The sequence below is a fragment of the Catellatospora sp. NPDC049111 genome, assembly GCF_040648615.1.
GTDB lineage: Bacteria > Actinomycetota > Actinomycetes > Mycobacteriales > Micromonosporaceae > Catellatospora > Catellatospora aurea.
Genome location: NZ_JBEZEB010000003.1, coordinates 73,109 through 96,820, shown reverse-complemented (window position 1 = coordinate 96,820; position 23,712 = coordinate 73,109). Strand labels below are relative to the sequence as shown.

The window sequence follows — 23,712 nt, the reverse complement described above, 5'->3', positions numbered from 1 at the left end:
TACGTGGCGCGGTCACTTCTCCCTGTTGACGAACTCCGGGTTGAGCAGGGTGAACTGGCCCAGGGTGTCGTTCTTGGCGGCCCGGAACATCTGCATCGTGCTGGAGCTGAGTGCCTCGCCGCCGCTGCCCGAGCTGTTGTACCAGCCCGCGTTCGTCTTCAGCAGCACGAGGTCGGCGCCGGCCAGATCCTTCAGGGAGAACATGAAGTCGATCAGCGGGACGCCGTGCGTGTCCAGGATCATGGACTCGCCAACAGCCTTCATCAGGGCGTTGACCTTGCCGAGGTCGGTGAGCACGCCGCTGGAACTCGCCTTCTTCGCCATCGCCTTGATCAGCTGCTGCTGGTGGCGCTGGCGGCCGTAGTCGCCGTCGTCGAGCGACTTGCGGATGCGCGAGTAGTCCAGGGCCTCCCAGCCCGGCTTCTCCTTGCAGCCCTTCTTGTGCACGTACGGCTTGAGCCCCTGGCTGGCGGCCTTGTGCTCGTTGACGTACGTGATCTTGCCCTTGACGTAGTAGTAGTGCAGCGACTCCGCGTCCTCCTCGACGCAGACGTTCACCGTGCCGAGGGCCTCGATGATCTTCTTGAAGCCGCCGAAGTCGATGACGGCCGCGCCGTCGAAGGTGATGCCGGTCAGCTTGGTGACCGTCTTCGCGGTCAGGCCCAGGCCGCCGGCCCAGCCGCCGCCGTTCTGCGCGCCGAAGTAGAAGGCCGCATTGATCTTGTCGGTACCGCCGTTGTACCTGGTCTTCGGGTTGGCGGGGATGTCGACCTGGGTGTCGCGCGGGATCGACATCAGGTATGCCTGGTCGTGCGTGGCCGGGATGTGCAGCAGCAGGACCGTGTCCGCGCGGGCGTTGTTCTTCTCCTGGGTGGCGCGCACGTCGATGCCCAGCAGCAGCATGTCGATCGGGCCCTTGAGGTCGCTGCCCTTCGGCCCGGTGTCGGCCTTGCCGGCGTCGCCCAGCACGTCGACGACGGCGACGTTGTCCGTGAGCTGGCCTTCGAACGACTTGACGCCGACGATCGCGCCGCCGGCCACCATCATCAGCAGGGCGCCGAAGGTCAGCGTCAGCTTCGCCCAGAGGGGGGCGGCGCGCTTGGACTTCTTCTTGCCCTTGCCCTTGTTGAGCGAGTGGCCGTTCTTTCTGCCCGAGGGCTCGTCGTCGTAGGCGTCCGCGGGTCGGCGACTCCGCTGGCTGGGCACGGTGTTCTGGGCACCGCCTCGCCGCTGCTTGTTCGCCACGCGTTCCCCCGGGGGTCTGGTTGACCGTAGACCGAGCCACTGTAATAGCTCGGCCTACGGAACCGCGAGGCTGCATAGACCAAATCAGATGTATTTAGACCGATTTGCGACGAATTTTCATTGCTAATTATTGACAGATGGTGACGGTGGCGGGCTGACGTTGGTCTCGTACCACTGCTTCATCTGGTCCTTCCCGACCGCCTCGTAGAGCGCGATGGCCTTCGGTTTGTCCGAGACGACCACGCTCTCCCCGCCGACCATCTGGCTGCCCAGGTGCGGGCTGGTCAGGAAGACCAGGTCGTCGCTGCGGATGCCGCGGAACTGGATCGCCATGTCGATCAGTTTGAAGTCCTGGTCGACGGTGACCGCGCTGGTGACCGCCCCGAGGAAGTCGTTGAGCTTGCCCGGGCTGGTCAGGATGCCGCCACTGGCCGCCTTGTCCAGCAGCGCCTTGAGCAGCTGCTGCTGGTGCCGCATTCGGGCGAAGTCGCCGTCCGGGAACTGCTTGCGCTGGCGTACGTAGTCCAGCGCTTCGGCGCCGTTGAGGTGCATGGTGCCCTTGGTGAAGGTGCGCTTGGGCTTGTGGATCGAGGTGATGGTCTTCTCGATCTTCATGTCCACGCCGCCGATCGCGTCGACCACCTCGGTGAAGCCGCCGAAGTCGATCAGCATCACGTGGTCCATGCGCACCGAGCTGTAGCACTCGACCGTCTTCACCAGCAGCGGCATGCCGCCGAAGGCGTACGCGGCGTTCAGCTTCGCCTTGCGCGTGCCGCAGTCGGCCTGCGCGGCGTCCTTCGGGATGTAGACGTGCAGGTCCCGGGGCAGCGAGATGAGGTATGCGCGGTCCTGGGAGGACGGGATGTGCATGATGATCATGGTGTCGGTGCGCCACTGCCCGCCCTGGTCGGTGGGCGCGTCCGGGTCGCGTGAGTCGCTGCCCACCAGCAGGATGTTCTGGCTGCCGTTGACGGTCTTGGGCGGCCGGCCGCCGGTGAGCGCGCTGAACGGGTCGGTGCGGGACAGGTCGCCCTCGACGCTCTTGGCGTAGAGCCACGCGCCGCCCAGGCCGAGGCCGCCGCACAGCGCCAGCGCGATCAGCGCCACCAGCGCGATCCGGCCCCACTTGGGCTGGACCTTCTTCTTCGCGGAGCCGTACGTGTTCCCGGTGCCGGAGACCGGCACCCGCGCCGAGCCTCCGTTGCCGCGCCCACGCGAGGAGGAGGACGACACCCGGGCCGCGCCCGACGGCGTGGACGGCACCGAGGCCCGCCCGCTGGTGGCCCGCGCGGCGGAACCGCGGCCCGCCGCCTTGTCGTCGGCCGGCTTGCCGTCCGCCGAGCCACCGGCGGCGGCACGGCCGTAGACACGCGCGGCCGGCTTGTTCTTCTCGTCGCCCGACGACCCGCCGACCGACGGGTACGGACCGGTGGGCAGGTTGGCGAAACCGCCCGGAGGGGGGGTCACCGAGGCGCGGCCGACCGACGCCCGGCCGGTCGGGCGCTGAGCGGGCTTGGCCGGAGGGGTCGAGGACACGTCCTCGGCACCGGCGTCCCCAGCCTGGGGGGTGGCCTCGGGTTCGTCAGGCGTCTGCTGGGACATGAGAACCAGCCTACGAGGCGTCTGCGACAACCCCCCGGTACGTGATGATCGTGGCGCGGCAGCTCACAGGGTGGTTGCCTCCCGATCCGCCTTGATCACGACAGTGTCGTGTACCTGCCACGATGGTGCAGCAGTGGCGGCACGGCGTCACCGAGCGTGATCTCCACCAGGCTCGCCTCGACCAGCAGCCCCCAGCCGAACGGCCGCGAGCCGTCGAGCCGGCAGCCCGCCCAGGTGGTCGTGCCCGCCGGGACCGGCCCGTACGGCGTCTCGGTCCACGGCTCCTGCTTGAACAGCCCGCCCGGCGCGGGCATCAACCCGGCGAACCGGTCGGCCAGCTGCCGGTGCGCCTCGCCGAGCGGCGTCACCGCGAACACGCCCGCCCGCTCGATCGCCGGCCACAGCTCCGACTCGTCGTCGACGATGCCCAGCAGCCGCCCCGGGTCTCCGTCGGCCACCAGCGTCGACGACACCGTCAGCCCGGCCGGCCCCGGCGCGGTCCACAGGCACACCGTCATCCCGAACCTCCCCCGCAACCGGCGCACCTCACTGCGCTCCGATTCCGGGGTCGCGAAGGGATCAGTGTCATGGATCACGACGCTCGCTCCTCGAATGAAAGGAAGGGCACCTTCACAACGCTCCGCGTTGTAGAAGGTGCCCTTCCCATCGGATCACGTCCAGGCGAGCAGCGTCGCCTCGGGGTCGTGCAGGAAGGCGCCGATGTCCCGGAGGAACTTCGAGCCCAGCTCGCCGTCGATGATGCGGTGGTCGAACGACAGGCCCAGCGTGGTGACCTGGCGCAGCTTGACCTTGCCCTTGTGCGCCCACGGAGTCTCCCGCACCGCGCCGAAGGCCAGGATCGCGGCCTCGCCCGGGGGCAGGATCGGGGTGCCGGTGTCCACACCGAACACGCCCACGTTGGTGATCGTGAACGTGCCGCCGGACATCGCCGACGGCGGCGTCTTGCCCGACTTCGCCGTCGCCACCAGGTCGGTCATCGCGTCGGCCAGCTCCCGCAGGGACAGCCGCCCCGCGTCGGCGATGTTCGGCACGATGAGGCCGCGCTCGGTGGCCGCCGCGATGCCCAGGTTCACGTAGTCCTTGACCACGATCTCCTGCGCCGCCTCGTCCCACGACGAGTTGACCATCGGGTGGCGCTTCGCCGCCAGCAGCACCGCCTTGGCGACCAGCAGCAGCGGCGAGACGCGCACGTCACGCCACTCCCGGTCGGCCTTCAGCCGCTCCAGTGCCTTCATCGACCGCGTCATGTCGACCGTCAGGAACTCGGTGACGTGCGGAGCCGTGAAGGCCGAGGCGACCATGTTGGCCGCGGTCAGCTTGCGTACCCCCTTGATGGGCACGCGGGTCTCGCGCTCGCCCGGGACCATGACCACCTGCGCGCGCGGCGCGGCGGCGGCCGGGGCGGCCAGCGCGGCCTGCACGTCGTCCCGGGTGATCGAGCCCTGCGGGCCGGTGCCCGTCAACGTGGACAGGTCCACGCCGAGGGTCCGGGCCAGCATCCGGACCGGCGGCTTGGCCAGCACGCCGTGCCCGTTGGCACCCGTCGCCGGAGCAGCACCGGCCGGAGCCGTGGCGGCCGGGGCAGCGGTGGCCCTCGCCGGGGCGGCCGGAGCCGCCGGCGCCACGACCTGCGCCGCCGGAGCGGGCGCGGCCGGAGCCGGAGTGGGAGCCGCGGGAGCGTCGCCCTTGCGGGCGCGGCGCTTGGCGGCGGTGACCCGGGGGCCGTAGCCGACCAGCACCGCGGTGCGGCCCGACGCCGTGGTCTCGCCGATCAGCCCACCGGTGGCCTCCTCGCCCGCGGCCTTCTCGGCCTGGGCAGCGGCGCCCTGGGACATGTCGTCGGCGACCGGCGCGGACGGGCCGCCGGTGTCGATCGAGATGATCGGGGAGCCGACCTCGACCACCGTGCCCTCGGGCACGAAGATCTTCACGACGGTGCCGGCCCACTTCGCCGGGATCTCGACCGCCGCCTTCGCGGTCTCCACCTCGACGATGGGCTGGTTCAGCTCGATGACGTCACCCTCGGCGACGAGCCACTTGAGGATCTCGCCCTCGGTCAGACCCTCACCGAGGTCGGGCAGGGGGAACTGGTTGATCGCCATGTGTCAGCCCCCTCAGAACCCGAAGGAACGGTCGACGGCCTCGAGCACGCGGTCCAGGTCGGGCAGGAACTCCTCCTCCACCCGGGAGGCCGGGTAGGGGATGTCGTAGCCGGTCACCCGCAGCACCGGGGCCTCCAGGGAGTAGAAGCACTCCTCGGAGATCCGGGCCGCGACCTCGGCACCCAGGCCGATGTTGCCCGGGGCCTCGTGCACGACCACGGCGCGGCCGGTCTTGCGGACCGACTCGAACACCGGGGCCATGTCCAGCGGGGACAGCGAGCGCAGGTCGATGACCTCCAGGTTGCGGCCGTCCTCGGCCGCCGCGGTCGCGGCGTCCAGACAGGTGCGCACCATCGGGCCGTACGCCAGCAGTGTCGCGTCCGCGCCGGAGCGCAGCACCCGCGAGCTGTGCAGCGGGTACGCCGACGAGAGCGGCGCGGCCGTGTCGACCTCGCCCTTCTCCCAGTAGCGCCGCTTGGGCTCGAAGAAGATGATCGGGTCGTCGCTGGCGATGGCCTGCTGGATCATCCAGTACGCGTCGGACGGGTTGCTGCACGCCACGACCTTGAGGCCGGCGGTGTGCGAGAAGTACGCCTCGGGCGACTCCGAGTGGTGCTCGACCGCGCCGATGCCGCCGCCGAACGGGATCCGGATGACCATGGGCAGGCTGACCTTGCCCCGCGACCGGTAGTGGAACTTCGCCACCTGGCACACGATCTGGTCGTACGCCGGATACACGAAGCCGTCGAACTGGATCTCGACGACCGGGCGGTAGCCGCGCAGCGCCAGGCCGATCGCGGTGCCGACGATGCCGGCCTCGGCCAGCGGGGTGTCGATGACGCGGTCGTCGCCGAAGTCCTTCTGCAGGCCGTCGGTGATGCGGAACACGCCGCCGAGCTTGCCGACGTCCTCGCCCATGATGAGGACCTTGCTGTCGTCCTCCATCGCGCGGCGCAGGCCCAGGTTGAGCGACTTGCCGAGGGTAAGCGTCTCCATGATCAGTGGCTCCCCTCGAACGAGGCGTGGTAGGTCTCGAACTCGGCGCGCTGCTTGTCGATCAGTGGCGAGCCGTTGGGGTAGACGTGGTCGAACATGGTCACCGGGTCCGGGTCGGGCATCGACAGCACCCGCTCGCGCAGTGCCACCGCCTCGACCCTGGCCTGCTCGTCGACGGCGGCGAAGAACGCCTCGTCGGCCAGGCCCTGCTTCTCCAGCATCTTGCGCATGCGCACGACCGGGTCCTTGGCCTGCCACGCCTCGACCTCGCTGGCCACGCGGTAGCGCGTCGGGTCGTCGGAGGTGGTGTGCGCGCCCATGCGGTACGTGTACGCCTCGATCAGGGTCGGGCCCTGGCCGTGGCGGGCGTTGTCCAGTGCCGCGCGGGTCACCGCGTACGTCGCCAGCACGTCGTTGCCGTCGACCCGGATGCCGGGGAAGCCGAAGCCGGCCGCGCGCTGGTACAGCGGGATGCGGGTCTGGCGCTCCAGCGGCTCGGAGATCGCGTACTGGTTGTTCTGGCAGAAGAACACGATCGGCGCGTTGTACACGCTGCTGAAGATGAACGACTCGTTGACGTCGCCCTGGCTGGTCGCGCCGTCGCCGAAGTAGGCGATGACGGCCTCGCTGGTCTCGTCGTCGTCGCCGACCTTGCCGTCCTTGACGACACCCATGGCGTAGCCGGTCGCGTGCAGCGTCTGCGCGCCGATGACGATCGTGTACATGTTGAACCGGTGCGCCACCGGGTCCCAGCCGCCCTGGTCCACGCCCCGGAACAGGCCCAGCGGCATGATCGGGTCGATGTTGCGGCAGTAGAGGACGCCGTGCTCCCGGTACGTCGGGAAGGCCATGTCCTGCTTGCGCAGCGCGCGGCCGGAGCCGACCTGCGCCGCCTCCTGGCCCAGCAGGCTGGCCCAGATGCCCAGCTCACCCTGGCGCTGCAGAGCGGTCGCCTCGGCGTCGAGCTTGCGCACCGTGACCAGGTCGCGGTACAGCCCGCGCAGCTCGTCGTCGGTGAAGTCGACGGAGTAGTCGGGGTGTGAGACTCGGTCACCCTCGGGGGTGAGGAGCTGTACGAACTCCGGCTCGGGGGGCCCCGAGCGCTTGCCGCCGCGGCGGGAGGCCGCGCGCTCGACTTTGGTCATCCGTGTTCTCCCTGTCAGTGGTGCGTCGGCGACGGGGTGTGTCTGCCGCGCATCGGTGGCGCCACGTCGTGTCCCTCGTGGGGCGAAGACGCCTGGCTGCGGCAGTAGTGAGTCCGGAGTACGCGGTGACCACGGCCACTCTGCCGCCTGGCCCCCATACTGCCGTATCGGTGGCGGCAGTCACAGGCCGGGCAGGTGATATTGGCAACCGGTAGCGGAAAAACCTGCGTCTAGGAATACCTCAAATACCCGGATCATGGATGTCGTTGGGGCATTCTGGGCGAATTCCCCCGTGCCCTAGGAGCACTCCGATGCCCGACGACAATTTCCTCGAAGACCTCTTCGGCTCGCCGCCTCCGCCGCCCCCGCCCCCCGCGGTGCCGGCGGCGTTCCGGGCCCCCGTCGCACCGACCCCCCGCCGCTCTCCCTCCCGGCGGCACGGCCTGCTGGTCGCGCTGCTGGTCGGGATCACCGCTGTGCCGACCTGGATCGTGCTGCGGGCCGGTGTCGAAGGGGTCGACCCCGACTTCGGCGAGCGCCTGGCCGGGCCGGTGCAGCCGTTCGTGGTGCCGGGCGACCACCTCGCCCACGGCTCGTTCCGGCTGCCCGACCGCCCGGTCCGGCCCGCCCCGCAGAACGACCCGGGACTCGCACAGCGAGGCGGACCGGCGGTAAACGACGACGAGGACGACGAGCGGTCCGACGATGTCGCCGTACCCGTGCTCGAACGCCGTCGCCCGGCCGTCACGCTGCCGATCCGCCCGATCTGGCGACCGGCCGCACCGGCCCCGGCCCGCCCTCTCCCGCCCGCCGGCGGCCCACCCCGACCGTCCACCCCCGGCGAGCCCGCGCCACCGGGAGGCCCGTCGTTTCCAGGCGGCCCGTCGTTCCCAGGCGGGCCGTCCTTCCCAGGCGGGCCCTGGTTCCCGGGACCCCCCCATCCAGGCGGTCCCTGGGTGCCAGGTGGGCACGGCCATCCCAGCCGCCCGCCCGGTTCTGACGGGCCGGGGCGGCCGGGCGGTCATGGTGGTCCCGGGCGGCCGAACGGTCCCGCCTGGCCGGGATGGCCTGGTGGCGGTGCCGGTGGCCCGGGCAGCGGCGGCGAACAGTGTGAGCGTCCCGGCCCGGTGCGGCGTGCGAGTTCCGTACACGTCGTCGCCGCCCGCCCTGTGGCACCGGTCGTCCGTCGTCCGTCATCACGTCAGCTGCCGCAGGCCACTGCCCGAGGCCCGCTGAAGTCGCGCGCATCGGCGGACCCTGCCGCCACGGCCTCCCGCCTGTTGCGGTCCGGGCTGCACCGTGCAGGTCTCCGAGGCGAGACCGAACTGTCCGCGCGCCGGAGCCAGGGCCGCAAGCTCCCAAGCCGCCGCGACGTGGTCAGCCCGAAGCCCCACGGCAAGGGGACCAGCGCCAAGCCCCAGGGCGTCGCCAACCACGGTGCCGCCAACCACGGTGTCGCCAAGCACCGTGTCGCCAAGCACCGCGTCGCCAACCACGGTGCCGCCAAGCACCGCGTCGCCAAGCACGGTGCCAAGAAGAAGGCGAACGCCGGCAAGCCCGAACCGCGGCGCGGACACGCTCGCCGCTGACGTCCCACGCCCCCGCTCGAAGTGAAGATCGCTGTTTGTGGGCGAGAAGTGTGGTCACGCCTTACTTCTTGGCCACAAACAGCGATCTTGCAGGAGGCGCTTACGAAAGGGTCGTGCGGGAGCGCTCGTACGCGGCCAGGGCGCGGCGGACCGGCTCGACGACGTACCGCAGGGCGACCTTGTCGATCTCGGCGCGCAGCACGATCTCGGTCTTCTGGTCGGCGCGCTTCTTGCCGCCGGGGAGCCAGTTGCGGCGCGGGCGCTGGGCGTCGGCGAACGCGACGGCCTGGCCCAGGGCAGCGGGCAGCTCGTGCAGGCGGGACCGGGCGGCCTGCTCGACGGCCTTGGCCCAGGGACCGGGGAGGCCGACCGAGGCGCTGGCGGCGTACGCCTGGATGGTCTGCTCGATGCGGGCGGCGTCGGTGCCGGCCGAGGACAGCCCGCGGACCAGCGGGTTGATCGTCGGCGGGCTGGCCGGGCCGCCGACGAGCTTGCTCAGATCGGCGATGCTCGCGGTCAGGTCGCGGTCGACGGACTCCTCGGCCAGCGTGCCGCGCAGGATGATCGGTTCCAGCAGCGCGCGCAGCGCGGAGACGCCGGAGTGCCCGCGGGTGGAACGCTCGGCGACGAACGGGCCGGGCTTCGGCTTGATCGGGCCGCGCTTGGCCGGCGGCAGCTGCGGGACCTCGCCGGTGGCCGAGGTCGGCACCAGCGGGACCTTGGACAGGCCGCCCTCGTCGAGTAGCTGGCGCAGGTCGGCGCCGACCTTGGGCAGCTGGGCGGGCTGCAGGCGGTCGGTCTGGTTGAGGGCGACGATCAGGCCCTCCCGCGAGCTGGCGAGCTGGCGCAGGTAGCCCTCGTGCACGAGCTGGTCGCCGTACTTCTGCGGGTCGCAGATCCAGATGACCACGTCGACGAGGTGCAGCAGCCGGTCGACCTCGGCGCGGTGGCGCGGCTCGACGGAGTCGACGTCGGGCAGGTCGAGCAGGATCATGCCGCGCAGGCCGACCTCGTCGTTGGCGTCCAGCGCCGACTCCCGGGTGAACCGGCGGCGCGACGAGACGCCGAGCCAGTCGAGCAGTTCGTCGGCGAAGGTCAGGCTGCCCCAGACGCACGCGTACGGCTCGGAGGTCGTCGGGCGCAGGATGCCCGCGGGCGACCGGTCGATCGTGGTGAACGCGTTGAACATGCTGGACTTGCCGCTGCCCGTGGTGCCGGCCAGCGCGATGGTGGTGAAGCCGCGGGCCAGCCGCAGCCGGTCGGCGGAGCGTTCCGCGACCGTCCGCGCGTTCTCCATCGCCGGCTCGCCGGCGAGATGCTCGCCCGCCAGGTCGACGAACTGCTGGACCATGTCGAGCTTGGTGGTGACGGACTCACTGCCGGGGGTGGAGTGGGCCACTGGTCCCTCCTCACGCTCTCCTCAGCCGACGCGGTGCCGACCTGAACCCTCGTCGCCCGCGGAAGCGGCCGTCCGTGTCATCTTGACTCGGCAAGTTTCGCACTCGCGGTCTTGTCGAGGAACTCCCAGATCGGGGTGACCACTCGGTCCGAGAGCATGCCCTGCCGGTCGAGCGCCGATTCGGCCACCACGAACAGTGGCACCGGTTCGCCGAGCAGCTGGGTCAGGTGCGGCAGGATCTCGTCCGCGGCCTCGGTGGGCAGCCGGTTGAGGATCACCGCCAGGTCGACCCGGCGCTGCTGCGCGGCCCTCAGGTGCCGCCACGCCTCGGCGTCAGCGTAGCGGCTCGCCGTCGTCACGAAGATCCAGAGGTCGGCCCGCTCGAACGCGGCGTCGGTGGCCGCCCGGTTCTTCTGGTCCACCGCGTTGAGGTCCGGCGAGTCGACGATCGCGACGTGCGCGGGCAGCGCGGGCGCGGCGATCGGCAGCAGCCCGGCCACGTGGGTCGCCGCCACGCTGCGCGGGTGGCAGGCCAGGACCGGTTTGCGGGTGGTGGGCCGGAGGATGCCGGTGGCGCTCACGGGTGACCGGACCAGGCTGTTGACCAGCGTGGACTTGCCCGCGCCGGTCGGCCCGCCGACCACCGCGAGCAGGGGGCCGGTGCGCACCGCGCCCTCCTCGGTTACTCGTTGGTCATACACAGGGGAAGCGTAAGCGGAAAAGGGACAACTCACTAGGACACCACCAAACTTGAGTGTGACCGACTCAACCTTCCGCTTGACACTTCCCGGTCTCATGTCAGTATTGAGCCGTCCGGACTCAACTTGAATCTGCGGCAACCTTGATCTTGGAGGAACACGAACATGGCACGTGCGGTCGGCATCGACCTGGGTACGACCAACTCCTGTATGGCCGTGCTCGAGGGTGGCGAACCCACCGTCATCGCGAACGCCGAGGGCTCCCGCACGACGCCCTCGATCGTGGCGTTCGCCAAGAACGGTGAGGTGCTCGTCGGCGAGGTGGCCAAGCGCCAGGCCGTCACGAACCCGGACCGCACCATCCGGTCCGTGAAGCGTGAGGTCGGCACCAACTGGACCGTCGACATCGACGGCAAGAAGTACACGCCGCAGGAGATCTCCGCGCGGGTGCTGCAGAAGCTCAAGCGCGACGCCGAGGCCTACCTCGGTGAGACCGTGACCGACGTCGTGATCACCGTCCCGGCGTACTTCAACGACGCGCAGCGCACCGCGACGAAGGAGGCCGGTGAGATCGCCGGCTTCAACGTGCTGCGCATCGTCAACGAGCCCACCGCCGCCGCGCTGGCGTACGGGCTGGACAAGGGCTCCAAGGAGCAGACCGTCCTGGTCTTCGACCTCGGCGGCGGCACGTTCGACGTCTCGCTGCTGGAGCTGGCCGAGGGTGTCGTCGAGGTCAAGTCGACCTCCGGCGACAACCACCTCGGTGGCGACGACTGGGACGAGCGCATCATCGAGCACCTGGTGAAGACCTTCCGCGGCCAGTATGGCGTGGACCTGGGCGCGGACAAGATGGCCATGCAGCGCCTCAAGGAGGCCGCGGAGAAGGCCAAGATCGAGCTGTCCGCCGCCAACACCACCGGCATCAACCTGCCGTACATCACGGCCGGCGCCGAGGGCCCGCTGCACCTGGACGTCACGCTCACCCGGGCCGAGTTCCAGCGCATGACCCAGGACCTGCTGGACCGCTGCAAGGCGCCGTTCGAGCAGGCGATCAAGGACGCGGGTGTGAAGCTGGTCGACGTCGACCACGTCATCCTGGTCGGCGGTTCCACCCGCATGCCCGCCGTGACCGACCTGGTCAAGCAGCTCACCGGCAAGGAGCCGAACAAGGGCGTCAACCCGGACGAGGTCGTCGCCGTCGGTGCGGCGCTGCAGGCCGGTGTGCTCAAGGGTGAGGTCAAGGACGTCCTGCTGCTGGACGTGACCCCGCTGAGCCTGGGCATCGAGACCAAGGGCGGCATCATGCACCGCCTGGTGGAGCGCAACACCACCATCCCGACCAAGCGCTCCGAGGTCTACACCACCGCGGACGACAACCAGCCCTCGGTGCTCATCCAGGTCTTCCAGGGCGAGCGCGAGATGGCGGCGTACAACAAGAAGCTCGGCACCTTCGAGCTGACCGGCATCGCGCCGGCCCCGCGCGGCGTGCCGAAGATCGAGGTCACCTTCGACATCGACGCCAACGGCATCGTGCACGTCTCGGCGAAGGACCTCGGCACCGGCAAGGAGCAGTCGATGACGATCACCGGCGGCTCGTCGCTGCCGAAGGACGACATCGAGCGCATGCGCCGCGACGCCGAGGAGCACGCGGAGGAGGACCGCCGCCGCCGCGAGGAGGCCGAGACCCGCAACGTGGCCGAGGCGCTGCAGTGGCAGACCGAGAAGTTCCTGGCCGAGAGCGGCGACAAGCTGCCCAGCGACGCCAAGGAGAACATCAACGACGCGCTGAGCGAGCTGCGCAGTGCGCTCGCGGGCACCGACCTGGAGAAGATCAAGTCGGCGCACGAGAAGCTGGCGCAGGTCTCCCAGGCGGCCGGCTCCGCCCTGTACAACCAGGGTGACAACCCGGCCGCGGCCGGTGCGGGCCAGCAGCAGCACGACGCGGCCGGTGGCCGTGCCGACGACGACGTCGTGGATGCGGAGATCATCGACGACGAGGGCAAGAAGTGACCGAAGCGGCACAGGGTGCCTCGCCGGCGGAGGAGCAGTCCCCCGCCGGCGAGCGCATCGTGATCAAGAACAAGCGCAAGATCAGCCCGAGCGGAGCGACCATGTCCGAGCAGCCGGCGACGCCGGCCGCCCCGGCGGCCGGCACCGAACAGCCGACCGGGGAACAGGAGACCCCTGCCCCGGAGAGCACCGAGCAGGACCCGACCCCGGACACCGCCGAGGCCGTCGCCGACCAGGACACCATCGAGGTGCCGGTCGTCGCGCAGCCGGAGGCGGCTGCCGAGGCCGGACCGGACGCCGCCGAGGCGGTGGAGGGCGAGGTCGTCGAAGCCGAGCCGGTCACCGTGACGGCCGCGCCCGAGGCCGAGCCGGCACCCGTGCTGGGCGCGGAGCTCGCGCAGCTGCGGTCCGCTCTGGAGGAGCGCACCGCCGACCTGCAGCGGGTGACCGCCGAGTACGCCAACTACCGCAAGCGGGTGGAGCGCGACCGCACGGTCTCGGCCGAGCTGGCCACCGGCCAGGTGCTGACGGCGCTGCTCCCGGTGCTCGACGACCTGGACCGGGCACGTGAGCACGGCGACCTGAGCGGGCCGTTCGGCGCGGTGGCCGACCAGATCGCCGCGGTGGTGGCGAAGTTCGGCCTGACCGCGTTCGGCGAGAAGGGCGACGTCTTCGACCCGAACCGGCACGAGGCGGTGGCGCACCTGCCGTCCGCCGACGTGACCGAGCCGACGTGCATCGACGTGATGCGCCGTGGTTACCTGCTGGGCGAGCGCCTGCTGCGCCCCGCGATGGTGGCCGTCGCGGCACCGGAATGACACCATGACCGGGGCTCCTTCCCCCGCCCGATTCCGGGCGCGGGGAGGGAGCTTCGATCACGACTGGGGGAGGGGGACGGATGAGCTCGAAAGACTGGCTGGAGAAGGATTTCTACGCCGTGCTCGGAGTGGCCAAGGACGCCACCGCAAGCGAGATCAAGAAGGCGTACCGCAGACTCGCACGCGAGCTGCATCCTGACCACAACCCCGGCAACACCGCCGCCGAGGAGCGCTTCAAGGCGGTGTCCGAGGCGTACGACGTGCTGTCGGACGAGAACCGGCGGCGCGAGTACGACGAGATGCGTTCGCTCTTCGAGGCCGGCGCGTTCCGGCGCGGCGCGCGCGGCGCGGGCGGGCAGCACTTCGACGTGAACGACCTGTTCGGCCAGGGCGGTGGACGCCAGGGCCCGGACCAGCGGTTCGGCGGCGCGAGCTTCTCCGACCTGTTCGGCTCGATCTTCTCGGGCGGGGCCGGCACCGGCGCTCCCCCGCGCGGCCCGGCCCGTGGCCGCGACGTCGAGGCCGAGATCTTCCTGGACTTCGCCGACGCGGTGCAGGGCACCACCCAGCCGCTGACGCTGCGCACGCTGGGCGTGTGCGACACCTGCCACGGCGATGGGGCCAAGCCGGGCACCCGCCCCCGGGCCTGCCCGCACTGCCAGGGCACCGGTGTGGTCAACCGCAACCAGGGCGCGTTCGGCTTCTCCGAGGCCTGCCGCGACTGCCAGGGTGTGGGCACGGTCGTCGACCAGAAGTGCCCCGAGTGCCACGGCACCGGTGGGGTGACCAAGACCCGCACGCTGACCGTACGCATCCCGGCCGGTGTCTCCGACGGGCAGCGCATCCGGCTGGCCGGGCGCGGTGAGCCGGGCGAGCGCGGTGGCGCCCCCGGCGACCTGTACATCCGCGCGATCGTGCGTCCGGACGCGATGTTCGGCCGCAACGGTGACGACCTGACCGTGACGGTCCCGGTGACCTTCGCCGAGTCGGTGCTCGGCGCGGAGGTCCGGGTGCCCACTTTGGACGGCATGATGAAGGTCAAGGTGCCCGCCGGCACGCCCAGCGGGCGGCTGCTGCGGGTGCGGGGCAAGGGTGTGCCCAAACGTGATGGCCACAGCGGGGATCTGCTGGTTACCGTGGAGATAGTGGTGCCGCAGCAGCTCTCCGAGGAAGCCCGGGACGCGCTGGTGCGCTTCACCGAGCTGGCCCCGCCGGTGCGGCGGGACCACCTGGAACGGAGGTGATCCACAGTGGACGTGCACGCCAAGGTGCTGCTGATCTCGGTGGCCGCGCAGCTGGCCGGGATGCACCCGCAGACGTTGCGGCAGTACGACCGGATGGGTCTGGTCGAGCCGGGCCGCTCCGCGGGTGGCGGACGCCGCTACAGCCTGCGCGATGTCGAGCTGCTGCGTGAGATCCAGCGGCTCAGCCAGGAGGAGGGCGTCAGCCTGGCCGGCGTCAAGCGGATCATCGATCTGGAGCAGCTGGTGCTGGAGTTGCGCGAGCGGCTGGAGCACGCCCAGCAGCAGCTGGCGTACGCCGAGCGGCGGTTGGCGCAGCTGGAGACCATCTCCGCGTTCCCGCGCACCGATCTGCTGCCGAGCACCCGCACCTCGACCGCGCTGGTGGTGTGGCGGCCGCGTTCGGCCGAAGGCTGAACCCGGCCGGTCGCCGGCCGGTATCGTCGACATGGGTCAGTCCGAATTGTCGGACTGTCCCGGAGGGGGATGAAATGGGCATGTTGGACAAGGCCAAGGACGCCCTCGGTATCGACGACAAGTCGGACCAGGCCACGGACAAGGCCAAGCAGATGTCGGACAAGGCCAAGAAGGCCGTCGACCAGGCAGGCGACGCCGTCGACAGCAAGACCGGCGGCAAGTACGCCGGTCACGTCGACAAGGCCCAGGACATGACCAAAGACGCGATCGACAAGATGAACAAGAAATAGTCGTATCGCGCCACGGCTCCCCGCGGTCAGGTGCCGCGGGGAGCCGTGTGTGCGAGGTCAGGTCCTCCTACTGCAACCTGCGCGAGTGGCGGACCAGGCCGCCTTCGCACCAGTCGTGGTAGTCGAAGAGCTGCGGACGGGCCAGCAGCACGCGGGTGTTGTGGGCCCAGATCGCCATCTGCTCGTCGCCCTCCTCCTCAGCCTCCTCGACCATCTTGCGCAGCTTGCGCCGAGGGTGGGCCTTGAAGCCGGTGCGGATCGCGTCGGCGGCGTAGATGTACAGGCAGTGCATGGTGAAGCGGCGGGCCGGGCAGCTGGTGTCCATCGCCAGGTCGAACAGGGTCCCGATGAGCCGGTCACCGGAGACGAGCAGGTCCCAGTCCGGCGGCATGGCGGTGAGCGGCACGGAGTCTGGCGCGTACGCCCAGGTGCGCAACTCGTTGGGGGTGGGGTCGACCGGGTTGGCGAATCCTCGGAACACCGCCGGAGAAGCGCTCATCGATATCTCCTCCGCTGTGAAGACGCGGGATGGGGGAAGACGCGGCCAGATTCAGCGGCGCTGCTGCCGCGACACGCTAGCGCGGCTGCCCAGGTCAAGGGAAGGTCACGGCCTGTACTTTCATCAACCTGTTACGCATTGCGACCAACCCGGCACGGCCGCTGGGCGTCAGGACACCGAAAGCGCCCCATCGACCGGTGCCGACGGGAACCGGCCCGCCCGTTCGCGGCTCGACCGGGTATGACTTCCGCCAGCGTGAACAGGTTCGCGGGCCGCGTGCGCCCGCTGCTCATGACGGCGCTCGGGCTCGCGCTGGTCACAGCGTGCACCCCGCGCGGCGAGGACCCCGGCACACCCTCACCGCTCCCGGCCACGACCGCGTCCCCGCCCGCGCGGGCGGCGGTGCAGGAGCGCACGGCCGAGGTCGGCGTGCCGCCGGGCTACCTGCCGTTCGTCGAGTTCGCCGACGCCCGCCACGGCTACGCCGTCTTCACCGACTGCGGCGGCAACGGGACCTGCCGGGGCCGCCTGTTCGCGACCGCGGACGCCGGGGTCACCTGGCAGGCGCGCCCGATGCCGCTCGCCGAGGACGAGAGCATCCAGCTGTACGTGGTCGGCCCGCAGCAGATGATGATCTGGGGCGACAAGGCCGGCGGCTACCACCTGTCCCGCGACGGCGGCCTGACCTTCACCTTCAGTGCCACCGTGCCGGCCGACTACCACGCCGCCACCGGTGTGCGCTACGGCGTGGACTTCGCCGCGGACGAGCCGGTGCTGCGGGACTGGCAGACGGGCAAGCCGGTGCTGCTGCCCGACGGCTATCAGAGCGCGGGCGCGGTCGTCACGCCCGACGGCGCGATCTGGCTGACCCGGTTCGAGCCGAAGAAGGAGACCGCCCGCAGCATTGACGGCGGTCGCACCTGGCAGCGGCTGGCCGTGCCGGACCAGCCCGGCCGCAAGCTGTGGATGCTGTCGGTGCGGGTCTCCCCCACCGGCGACGTCTGGCTGGTCGGCGAGCAGGACATGCTGTCCGCCGGCGGCGGGACCTCGCTGCAACGCGGCTCGGTGCTCAAGGCGACCGGCCTGCCGCTGATCTGGCAGCTGGTCGACGGCGCCTGGCGGGCCCGCCCGATCGAGGGCCTGCGGGAGCAGCCGAACCAGATGTACACGGTGGCCCCGGCCGGTGACGGGCTGCTCGCCATCGCCGGGCCCGACGCCGTCGGCTACCTCGCCGGCCGGTACGTCGAGATTCCTGGCACGCCGCGCCTGGCCTGGGTCACCGAGCTGCCCGACGGCACGCTGTTCGCCCGGCAGGACACGCCCGGCGAGTTCTATCTGGGCACCGGCCACGGCTGGTCGCGCGAGTGGGTGAAGGTCACCTTGAAGTAGCCCGTCGACGGCTCCCTCCCGACTGGCCCGGACAAGTTGAGTGCAGTAGGCTCAACTTTGGTTCGGAGACCATCAGTCGAGGGAGCGTATGGACACTCAGCGTCTGACCACGAAGAGCCGCGAGGTCATCACGGACGCGGCGGCGACGGCGCAGCAGCGGGGCCACGCCACGGTCGAGACGTGGCACCTGCTGCTGACCCTGCTCGACACGGGCGGTTCCACCGCCGCGGGCCTGCTGCGCGCGGTCGGGGCCAACCCCGCCGACGTGCGCCGGGCCGCCGCGCGCGCGGTCGAGCAGCTGCCGTCGGCGCGCGGGTCGAGCGTGGCCGAGCCGAGCCTGTCCCGGGAACTGGTCAACGCCATCAACGCGGCCGAGCAGATCGCCCGCCCGATCGGGGACGAGTACGTCTCCACCGAGCACCTGCTGGCCGGCCTGGCCCGAGTCGGCGGAGCGGTCGGCAAGGCGCTCAAGCAGGCCGGCGCCACCGAGGAGGCGCTGGTCGCGGCGTTCCCGCAGATCCGCGGCGGGGACCGCCGGGTCACCAGCCCCGACCCCGAGCAGCAGTACCAGGCGCTGGAGAAGTACGGCGTCGACCTGACCGCGCGGGCGCGCGACGGCAAGGTCGACCCGGTGATCGGCCGGGACCCCGAGATCCGGCGCGTGATCCAGGTGCTGTCCCGGCGCACCAAGAACAACCCGGTCCTGATCGGAGAGCCCGGCGTCGGCAAGACCGCCATCGTCGAGGGCCTGGCCCAGCGCATCGTGGCCGGCGACGTGCCCGAATCGCTGCGGGACAAGAAGCTGGTCAGCCTCGACCTGGGCGCGATGGTCGCCGGCGCGCAGTACCGCGGGCAGTTCGAGGAGCGGCTCAAGAGCGTGCTGGAGGAGATCAAGGGCAGCGACGGCCAGGTCATCACCTTCCTGGACGAGCTGCACACGGTCGTCGGCGCGGGCAAGGGCGAGGGCTCGATGGACGCGGGCAACATGCTCAAGCCCATGCTGGCCCGCGGCGAGCTGCGCATGGTCGGCGCGACCACGCTCGACGAGTACCGCGACAACATCGAGAAGGACCCGGCGCTGGAGCGCCGCTTCCAGCCGGTCGTGGTCGGCGAGCCCACGGTCGAGGACACCATCGGCATCCTGCGCGGGCTCAAGGAGCGCTACGAGGTGCACCACGGCGTGCGCATCACCGACGGCGCGCTGGTCGCCGCGGCGAGCCTGTCCGACCGGTACATCGCCGACCGCTTTCTGCCCGACAAGGCGATCGACCTGGTGGACGAGGCCGCCTCCCGGCTGCGCATGGAGATCGACTCCCGGCCCACCGAGGTCGACGAGATCGAGCGCCAGGTGCGCCGCCTGGAGATCGAGGAGATGGCGCTGGCCAAGGAGCCCGACCCGGCCTCCGCGGAGCGGCTGACCAAGCTGCGCGCCGAGCTGGCCGACAAGCGCGAGCACATGGCCGCGCTGTCCGACCGCTGGCGCAACGAGAAGCAGCACATCCAGGCCATCTCGGCGGCCAAGGAGCAGCTGGAGGAGGTGCGCGACCAGGCCGACCGGGCTGAGCGCGACCTCGACCTGGGCCGCGCCTCGGAGCTGCGCTACGGGCGCATCCCGGCGCTGGAACGTGAGCAGGCGCGGGCCGAGGCCGAGCTGGCCGCCCTGCAGACCAACGGCGCGATGCTCAAGGAGGAGGTCGGCGCGAACGACATCGCCGAGGTGGTCGCCGCGTGGACCGGCATCCCGGCGGGCCGGATGATGGAGGGCGAGACCGAGAAGCTGCTGCGCATGGAGCAGTCGCTGGGCTCCCGGGTGATCGGCCAGGCCGAGGCGGTCGGCGCGGTCTCCGACGCCGTGCGCCGGGCGCGGGCGGGTGTCGCCGACCCGGACCGGCCCACCGGCTCGTTCCTGTTCCTCGGCCCGACCGGCGTCGGCAAGACCGAGCTGGGCAAGGCGCTGGCTGAGTTCCTCTTCGACGACGAGCGGGCCATGGTCCGCATCGACATGAGCGAGTACGCCGAGAAGCACTCCGTGGCGCGGCTGGTCGGCGCCCCGCCCGGGTATGTCGGCTACGAGGAGGGCGGCCAGCTCACCGAGGCGGTGCGGCGGCGGCCCTACTCGGTGGTGCTGCTGGACGAGGTGGAGAAGGCCCACCCGGACGTGTTCGACGTGCTGCTGCAGGTGCTCGACGACGGCCGGCTCACCGACGGCCAGGGGCGCACCGTCGACTTCCGCAACGCGATCCTGATCCTCACCTCGAACCTGGGCTCGCACGCGATCGCCGACCCGACCCTGTCCGAGGAGCAGCGCCGCGACGCGGTGATGGCGGTGGTACGTACGCACTTCAAGCCGGAGTTCCTCAACCGGCTCGACGACATCGTGGTCTTCCACGCGCTCACCCAGGACGAGCTGACCCACATCGTCGACATCCAGCTGAGCCGCCTGCGCCGGCGGCTGGCCGACCGGCGGCTCACCCTGGAGGTCTCCGACGTGGCCCGCAAGTGGCTGGCGAGCCACGGCTACGACCCGGTGTACGGCGCCCGCCCACTGCGGCGGCTGGTGCAGTCGGCCATCGGCGACAAGCTGGCCAAGGCGCTGCTCTCGGGCGAGATCCGCGACGGCGACACGGTGCTCATCGACCGCGACGGGGACGCACTCAAGCTGGCCTGACCAGGCGATACGCAGACGGCGGGAGCGGTGGGAACCGCTCCCGCCGTCGTGTGCGTTCGCGGCGGAGCAGGCGCGTCTCCTCCTGAGGGGTGAGCGGCGATCGATCTGAGGTCGCAGGCGCGCCTGGCGGCCGGCGATTACGGTGTGCTGCATGTCGTACACGCCACCTCCGAGCGGTTACCTCGTTCCCGCCGCGCCGGGCTCCACCCCGCGGCCGGCCACGGTTTCCGTGTCGGCCCTGCTGCTCTATGTCATCTCGGCCATCCTGCTGCTCAGCGCGGCCATTTCCGTGTACACGTTCTCGTCGATGCCCGAGGGCCTCATCGAGGACATCTACCGGGACGCGGGCATGGACGCGAGCCTCGCCGAGTCCACCGCCACCATCGCGACCGTCACCGCCTACGTCACCGCCGCGCTGTATGTCGCGCTCGCCGTGTTCTTCGTCGTGCTCGGCCTGTTCGTGAACAAGGGCAAGCAGTGGGCCCGGATCACCACGTGGGTGCTGACCGGCATCGGCCTGTGCTGCATCGGCTTCGGCCTGGTCTTCCAGGGGCTCGGGAGCGGCTTGGGCTCGTCCAGCGCCGGTGGTATCGACCAGAAGGAGGTCACCGACCGGCTGGCCGAGGTCGCCCCGGCCTGGTCCGTCGCGGTGGGCACGGTGCTGAACGTGGTGCTGCTGCTGTCGATGCTGGGCGTGATCATCATGCTGGCGCTGCCGCCGTCGAACGCGTACTTCCGCAAGCCGGCGCCGGAGTGGACGCCGCCGGCGTACCCGACCGTCTGACCTGGCGAACCGCGGGGCCGGCGCGACATGCGCCGGCCCCGCGTGCAGTCCGGGGATATCCCCAATCAGGCACATACTCCCTGGTAGGGCAGGTAACTTCCGATCTGGAGCAATCTTCGGGCCGCATCGGGGGTACGCCAATGTCGCAATCCGCCTCGTCTCCGGTGGAGCCGGTGTCCCCGGCCGGCCCCAGAACGATGCTCACCCGGCCCATGGTCGTCACCGCCGCGGCAGCGATCCTCGCCCTGCTCGCCCTGCTCAATCTGGTGAACGCGATCCTGCACCTGGCCGCGATCGGCGGCACGCTGAATCGGTTCCGGGTACGGGCCGTGCTGGCAGGGGTGAATCGCGCCGACCTCGCCACCGCGGAGAAGAGCCTCAAGATCGCGCTCGTCGTCAGCGCCGCGGTCATGGTGCTGGTCGCGATCGTGCTGCTGGCCCTGGCCTGGGGCGTCTGGCAGGGCAATCAGATCGCCCGCATCCTCACCTGGGTCGTCTGCGCTCTCGGCGTCCTGCTGGCCTGCTGCGGCATCTCCGGCGCGGTCAGCCTGGGCACCGGCAACGTGACGGTGCAAGGGGGCGGGGACCCGTCGACGACGCGCGCGTTCCAGGCTCTCGTCGACTCGTTCCCCGGCTGGTGGGCGGCGCTTTCCGGGCTCTCCTCCGTCGGGCAGGTTCTCGGCTACATTGCCACTGCGGTGCTGCTCGCGATCCCGGCTGCGAACGCCTGGTTCAGCCGGACGCGGTCGCTGCCGCCGGGCCCCGACACCCCTGCGGTGCCCCCGCCGACGACCGCTTGAGGTGAGCCGATGTCCTCCTCCCCTTCCGCAGGCACCGCTGTGCCCGACGCCGCGACAGCGCCTGAGACCACACCGGAACCGGCGGGCGAGCGCCGCACCGCCCTGGTCACCGGTGCGACCGCGGGCATCGGCCGGGCCTTCGCGGTCCGGCTGGCCACCGACGGCTGGGACGTGGTGCTCGTCGCCCGCGACGCCGGCCGGCTGGCCGAATTCGCCGAGGCCCTGAGCCGGACGTACGGCGTGCAGGCGAGTGTGATTTCGGCGGATCTGGCCACCACGGAGGGCTGCGAGTTGGTGGAGGCGCGGTTGCGCGACACCGCCCGGCCGGTGGATCTGCTGGTGAACAACGCGGGACTGTCGCTGAACACGCCGTTCCTGAAATCCACTGTGGAGCAGGAACTGCACCTGCTGGCCGTGAACGTGCAGGCGGTGATGCGGTTGACGCACGCGGCGCTGCCCGCGATGGCGGCGCGCGGCCGCGGAGATGTCATCAATGTCTCATCGGTGGCCGGATTCGGCGCGGCGATGCCTGGTAGCACCTATCCGGCGAGTAAGGCGTGGGTCACCAACTTCAGCGAGTCGGTGGCGCTTTCGGTGGCCCACCGCGGGGTGCGGGTGATGGCGCTGTGCCCGGGATTCACCCGTACGGAGTTCCACGACCGGGCCGGAATCAACATGACGAAGACGCCGGGGTGGCTGTGGCTGCAGGCTCCGCAGGTCGTCTCCGACAGCCTGCGTGACCTGCGGCGGGGCCGCACGGTGAGCGTGCCGAGTTGGAAATACAAAGTGCTGGTGGGTTTCATGCGGCACACCCCGACGCGGCTGCTGCGACGGCTCGCGCGCGGGGCGCGGGTGCGCACCGGACGGGACACCGAAGCCGACAGCTGACGAGTGTGGGGAGGTCAACGCACCCCCCTAGATCGAGCTCTCAGCATCGGCGAGTAGTGTCCGTCCCATGTCCGACCGCGACGACCTGCGTAAATTCATCACTGACCTCGCGGTGGTTCGGGGAAAGGTGGTCCTGTCCTCGGGACAGGAGGCCGACTACTACGTCGACCTGCGCCGGATCACCCTCCACCACGCTGCTGCGCCCCTGGTCGGGCGCGTGCTGAACGAACTCACCGCGGACTGGGACTTCGACGCCGTCGGCGGTCTCACGCTCGGCGCCGACCCGGTCGCCGCTGCCATGCTGCACACCTCGACGCGTCCGCTGGACGCGTTCGTGGTGCGCAAGGCGGGCAAGGCGCACGGGCTTCAGCGCCGCATCGAAGGACCCGACGTGGCCGGCCGCCGCGTGCTCGCTGTCGAGGACACCTCGACTACTGGCGGTAGTGTTCTTGCCGCTATTGATGCACTGCGGGAGGCGGGTGCCGAGGTCATCGGTGTTGCGGTTATTGTCGATCGAGGCGCGGGCGATACGGTGCGTGCTGCCGGTCTGTCGTACCGAGCCGCCTATACGTTGGCGGACCTTGGCCTGTCGGCCTAACGGAACTCCGATCCGTACCTGCTAATATGTAGGTGGATCGATGCTGTTGTTGGAAGGAAGAAATCACGTGGGAACAGCTCTGGTGGAAACCCCGCTGCCTCAAATCTCGCCCCTCGCTGGTGAGCCGATCGAGCGTGCCGACGCGGAGCGCCTCGCCGGTGTCCTCAAGGCACTGGCCGACCCGGCCCGTCTGCGGCTGCTCAGCCTTATCCAGTCTGCCCCCGAGGGCGAGGCGTGCGTCTGTGACCTGACCGCTCCGCTGGGCCTGTCCCAGCCGACTGTCAGCCACCACCTGCGCATCCTCACCGAGGCAGGCCTGCTCAACCGCGACAAGCGCGGCGTGTGGGCCTACTACAGCCTGGTGCCGTCCGCCATCGCCACCGTCGCCGAGCTGCTGACGCCGCCGCGCAAGCGCGCGACCAAGAAGGCTCGCTGACCCTGGCAAGGCCCTGAAGCGCCGGGGCCGTGCTCGTCTGGACCTCGGGCGGCCGGCTCCATCGCCGCGACGCCGAC

At 70.7% G+C, this 23,712-nt stretch carries 21 protein-coding genes and 1 pseudogene; 13 read left to right on the top strand and 9 right to left on the bottom strand.

Going from position 1 to position 23,712, the window contains the following annotated elements:
• Window positions 1-12 precede the first annotated feature (12 nt).
• From AB0B66_RS05275 to pdhA, 6 genes and pseudogenes are all read right to left on the bottom strand, one after another.
• On the bottom strand, window positions 13-1,245 hold the full coding sequence (locus AB0B66_RS05275; protein ID WP_360523236.1) for an LCP family protein: 1,233 nt from the start codon (window positions 1,243-1,245) through the stop codon (window positions 13-15).
• 123 nt (window positions 1,246-1,368) lie between these two features.
• Window positions 1,369-2,847 (bottom strand): LCP family protein, encoded by a 1,479-nt coding sequence (locus tag AB0B66_RS05270; protein WP_360523233.1) that lies wholly within the window; start codon window positions 2,845-2,847, stop codon window positions 1,369-1,371.
• A gap of 95 nt (window positions 2,848-2,942) precedes the next feature.
• A pseudogene (locus tag AB0B66_RS05265) lies at window positions 2,943-3,440 on the bottom strand (flavin reductase family protein); the annotation flags it as partial.
• Between the two features lie 78 nt (window positions 3,441-3,518).
• A complete protein-coding gene (locus AB0B66_RS05260; RefSeq protein WP_360523230.1) occupies window positions 3,519-4,970 on the bottom strand; it encodes a dihydrolipoamide acetyltransferase family protein in 1,452 nt (483 codons plus the stop codon).
• Window positions 4,971-4,982: 12 nt separating this feature from the next.
• On the bottom strand, window positions 4,983-5,972 hold the full coding sequence (locus tag AB0B66_RS05255; RefSeq protein ID WP_360524119.1) for an alpha-ketoacid dehydrogenase subunit beta: 990 nt from the start codon (window positions 5,970-5,972) through the stop codon (window positions 4,983-4,985).
• Window positions 5,969-7,111 carry a pyruvate dehydrogenase (acetyl-transferring) E1 component subunit alpha gene (gene pdhA, locus AB0B66_RS05250; RefSeq protein ID WP_360523227.1) on the bottom strand — a complete coding sequence of 381 codons (1,143 nt, stop codon included), beginning with the start codon at window positions 7,109-7,111 and terminating at the stop codon, window positions 5,969-5,971. The genes AB0B66_RS05255 and pdhA overlap by 4 nt, the downstream gene beginning before the upstream one ends.
• Before the next feature lie 1,373 nt (window positions 7,112-8,484).
• Between pdhA and AB0B66_RS05245 the strand changes: the two genes are divergently transcribed.
• The gene (locus tag AB0B66_RS05245; protein WP_360523224.1) at window positions 8,485-8,700 is read left to right on the top strand and encodes a hypothetical protein; all 216 of its coding nucleotides are present in this window, start codon (window positions 8,485-8,487) and stop codon (window positions 8,698-8,700) included.
• A gap of 100 nt (window positions 8,701-8,800) precedes the next feature.
• Here AB0B66_RS05245 and AB0B66_RS05240 read toward each other — a convergent pair whose 3' ends face one another.
• Together AB0B66_RS05240 and AB0B66_RS05235 are read right to left on the bottom strand one after the other, a co-directional pair.
• Window positions 8,801-10,099, bottom strand: a complete 1,299-nt coding sequence (locus AB0B66_RS05240) for a hypothetical protein (protein ID WP_360523221.1) — start codon at window positions 10,097-10,099, stop codon at window positions 8,801-8,803.
• A gap of 77 nt (window positions 10,100-10,176) precedes the next feature.
• A complete protein-coding gene (locus AB0B66_RS05235; protein ID WP_360523218.1) occupies window positions 10,177-10,800 on the bottom strand; it encodes a GTPase domain-containing protein in 624 nt (207 codons plus the stop codon).
• A 162-nt stretch (window positions 10,801-10,962) separates the two neighbouring features.
• Between AB0B66_RS05235 and dnaK the strand changes: the two genes are divergently transcribed.
• The 5 genes from dnaK (at window position 10,963) to AB0B66_RS05210 (ending at window position 15,573) form a co-directional block, all read left to right on the top strand.
• Window positions 10,963-12,807 (top strand): molecular chaperone DnaK, encoded by a 1,845-nt coding sequence (dnaK, locus tag AB0B66_RS05230; protein WP_360523215.1) that lies wholly within the window; start codon window positions 10,963-10,965, stop codon window positions 12,805-12,807.
• On the top strand, window positions 12,804-13,625 hold the full coding sequence (grpE, locus tag AB0B66_RS05225) for a nucleotide exchange factor GrpE (protein WP_360523212.1): 822 nt from the start codon (window positions 12,804-12,806) through the stop codon (window positions 13,623-13,625). Before dnaK ends, grpE begins: the two co-directional genes overlap by 4 nt.
• Before the next feature lie 80 nt (window positions 13,626-13,705).
• A complete protein-coding gene (gene dnaJ / locus AB0B66_RS05220; RefSeq protein WP_360523209.1) occupies window positions 13,706-14,869 on the top strand; it encodes a molecular chaperone DnaJ in 1,164 nt (387 codons plus the stop codon).
• Between the two features lie 6 nt (window positions 14,870-14,875).
• Window positions 14,876-15,283, top strand: a complete 408-nt coding sequence (locus AB0B66_RS05215) for a helix-turn-helix transcriptional regulator (RefSeq protein ID WP_360523206.1) — start codon at window positions 14,876-14,878, stop codon at window positions 15,281-15,283.
• 74 nt (window positions 15,284-15,357) lie between these two features.
• Window positions 15,358-15,573: an antitoxin gene (locus tag AB0B66_RS05210; protein ID WP_360523203.1), complete on the top strand. Its 216-nt coding sequence runs from the start codon at window positions 15,358-15,360 to the stop codon at window positions 15,571-15,573.
• Between the two features lie 67 nt (window positions 15,574-15,640).
• On the opposite strand, the gene AB0B66_RS05205 is transcribed toward AB0B66_RS05210, so the two are convergent.
• Complete coding sequence (locus AB0B66_RS05205; protein ID WP_203694662.1) at window positions 15,641-16,072, bottom strand: hypothetical protein; 432 nt, start codon at window positions 16,070-16,072, stop codon at window positions 15,641-15,643.
• Between the two features lie 255 nt (window positions 16,073-16,327).
• On the opposite strand from AB0B66_RS05205, the gene AB0B66_RS05200 reads away from it, so the two are divergent.
• The 7 genes from AB0B66_RS05200 (at window position 16,328) to AB0B66_RS05170 (ending at window position 23,635) form a co-directional block, all read left to right on the top strand.
• On the top strand, window positions 16,328-17,461 hold the full coding sequence (locus AB0B66_RS05200; protein ID WP_360523199.1) for a hypothetical protein: 1,134 nt from the start codon (window positions 16,328-16,330) through the stop codon (window positions 17,459-17,461).
• A gap of 88 nt (window positions 17,462-17,549) precedes the next feature.
• On the top strand, window positions 17,550-20,129 hold the full coding sequence (gene clpB / locus AB0B66_RS05195; RefSeq protein WP_360523196.1) for an ATP-dependent chaperone ClpB: 2,580 nt from the start codon (window positions 17,550-17,552) through the stop codon (window positions 20,127-20,129).
• 151 nt (window positions 20,130-20,280) lie between these two features.
• Window positions 20,281-20,913, top strand: a complete 633-nt coding sequence (locus tag AB0B66_RS05190; protein WP_360523193.1) for a hypothetical protein — start codon at window positions 20,281-20,283, stop codon at window positions 20,911-20,913.
• Between the two features lie 140 nt (window positions 20,914-21,053).
• Complete coding sequence (locus AB0B66_RS05185; RefSeq protein ID WP_360523191.1) at window positions 21,054-21,713, top strand: hypothetical protein; 660 nt, start codon at window positions 21,054-21,056, stop codon at window positions 21,711-21,713.
• Window positions 21,714-21,722: 9 nt separating this feature from the next.
• Entirely contained in the window at window positions 21,723-22,601 is an 879-nt protein-coding gene (locus AB0B66_RS05180) for an SDR family oxidoreductase (RefSeq protein WP_360523188.1), read from the top strand.
• 67 nt (window positions 22,602-22,668) lie between these two features.
• Window positions 22,669-23,199, top strand: a complete 531-nt coding sequence (gene pyrE / locus AB0B66_RS05175) for an orotate phosphoribosyltransferase (protein WP_360523185.1) — start codon at window positions 22,669-22,671, stop codon at window positions 23,197-23,199.
• Between the two features lie 40 nt (window positions 23,200-23,239).
• A complete protein-coding gene (locus tag AB0B66_RS05170; protein WP_120317708.1) occupies window positions 23,240-23,635 on the top strand; it encodes a metalloregulator ArsR/SmtB family transcription factor in 396 nt (131 codons plus the stop codon).
• The last annotated feature ends 77 nt before the right edge of the window (window positions 23,636-23,712 follow it).

Bases quoted from the DNA above. Each gene is read 5' to 3' on its own strand.
- AB0B66_RS05270 (WP_360523233.1), bottom strand. From the start codon at position 2,847: ATGTCCCAGCAGACGCCTGACGAACCCGAGGCCACCCCCCAGGCTGGG.
- AB0B66_RS05260 (WP_360523230.1), bottom strand. From the start codon at position 4,970: ATGGCGATCAACCAGTTCCCCCTGCCCGACCTCGGTGAGGGTCTGACC.
- pdhA (WP_360523227.1), bottom strand. From the start codon at position 7,111: ATGACCAAAGTCGAGCGCGCGGCCTCCCGCCGCGGCGGCAAGCGCTCG.
- dnaK (WP_360523215.1), top strand. From the start codon at position 10,963: ATGGCACGTGCGGTCGGCATCGACCTGGGTACGACCAACTCCTGTATG.
- dnaJ (WP_360523209.1), top strand. From the start codon at position 13,706: ATGAGCTCGAAAGACTGGCTGGAGAAGGATTTCTACGCCGTGCTCGGA.
- AB0B66_RS05210 (WP_360523203.1), top strand. From the start codon at position 15,358: ATGGGCATGTTGGACAAGGCCAAGGACGCCCTCGGTATCGACGACAAG.
- AB0B66_RS05205 (WP_203694662.1), bottom strand. From the start codon at position 16,072: ATGAGCGCTTCTCCGGCGGTGTTCCGAGGATTCGCCAACCCGGTCGAC.
- clpB (WP_360523196.1), top strand. From the start codon at position 17,550: ATGGACACTCAGCGTCTGACCACGAAGAGCCGCGAGGTCATCACGGAC.
- AB0B66_RS05190 (WP_360523193.1), top strand. From the start codon at position 20,281: ATGTCGTACACGCCACCTCCGAGCGGTTACCTCGTTCCCGCCGCGCCG.
- AB0B66_RS05185 (WP_360523191.1), top strand. From the start codon at position 21,054: ATGTCGCAATCCGCCTCGTCTCCGGTGGAGCCGGTGTCCCCGGCCGGC.
- AB0B66_RS05180 (WP_360523188.1), top strand. From the start codon at position 21,723: ATGTCCTCCTCCCCTTCCGCAGGCACCGCTGTGCCCGACGCCGCGACA.
- pyrE (WP_360523185.1), top strand. From the start codon at position 22,669: ATGTCCGACCGCGACGACCTGCGTAAATTCATCACTGACCTCGCGGTG.
- AB0B66_RS05170 (WP_120317708.1), top strand. From the start codon at position 23,240: ATGCTGTTGTTGGAAGGAAGAAATCACGTGGGAACAGCTCTGGTGGAA.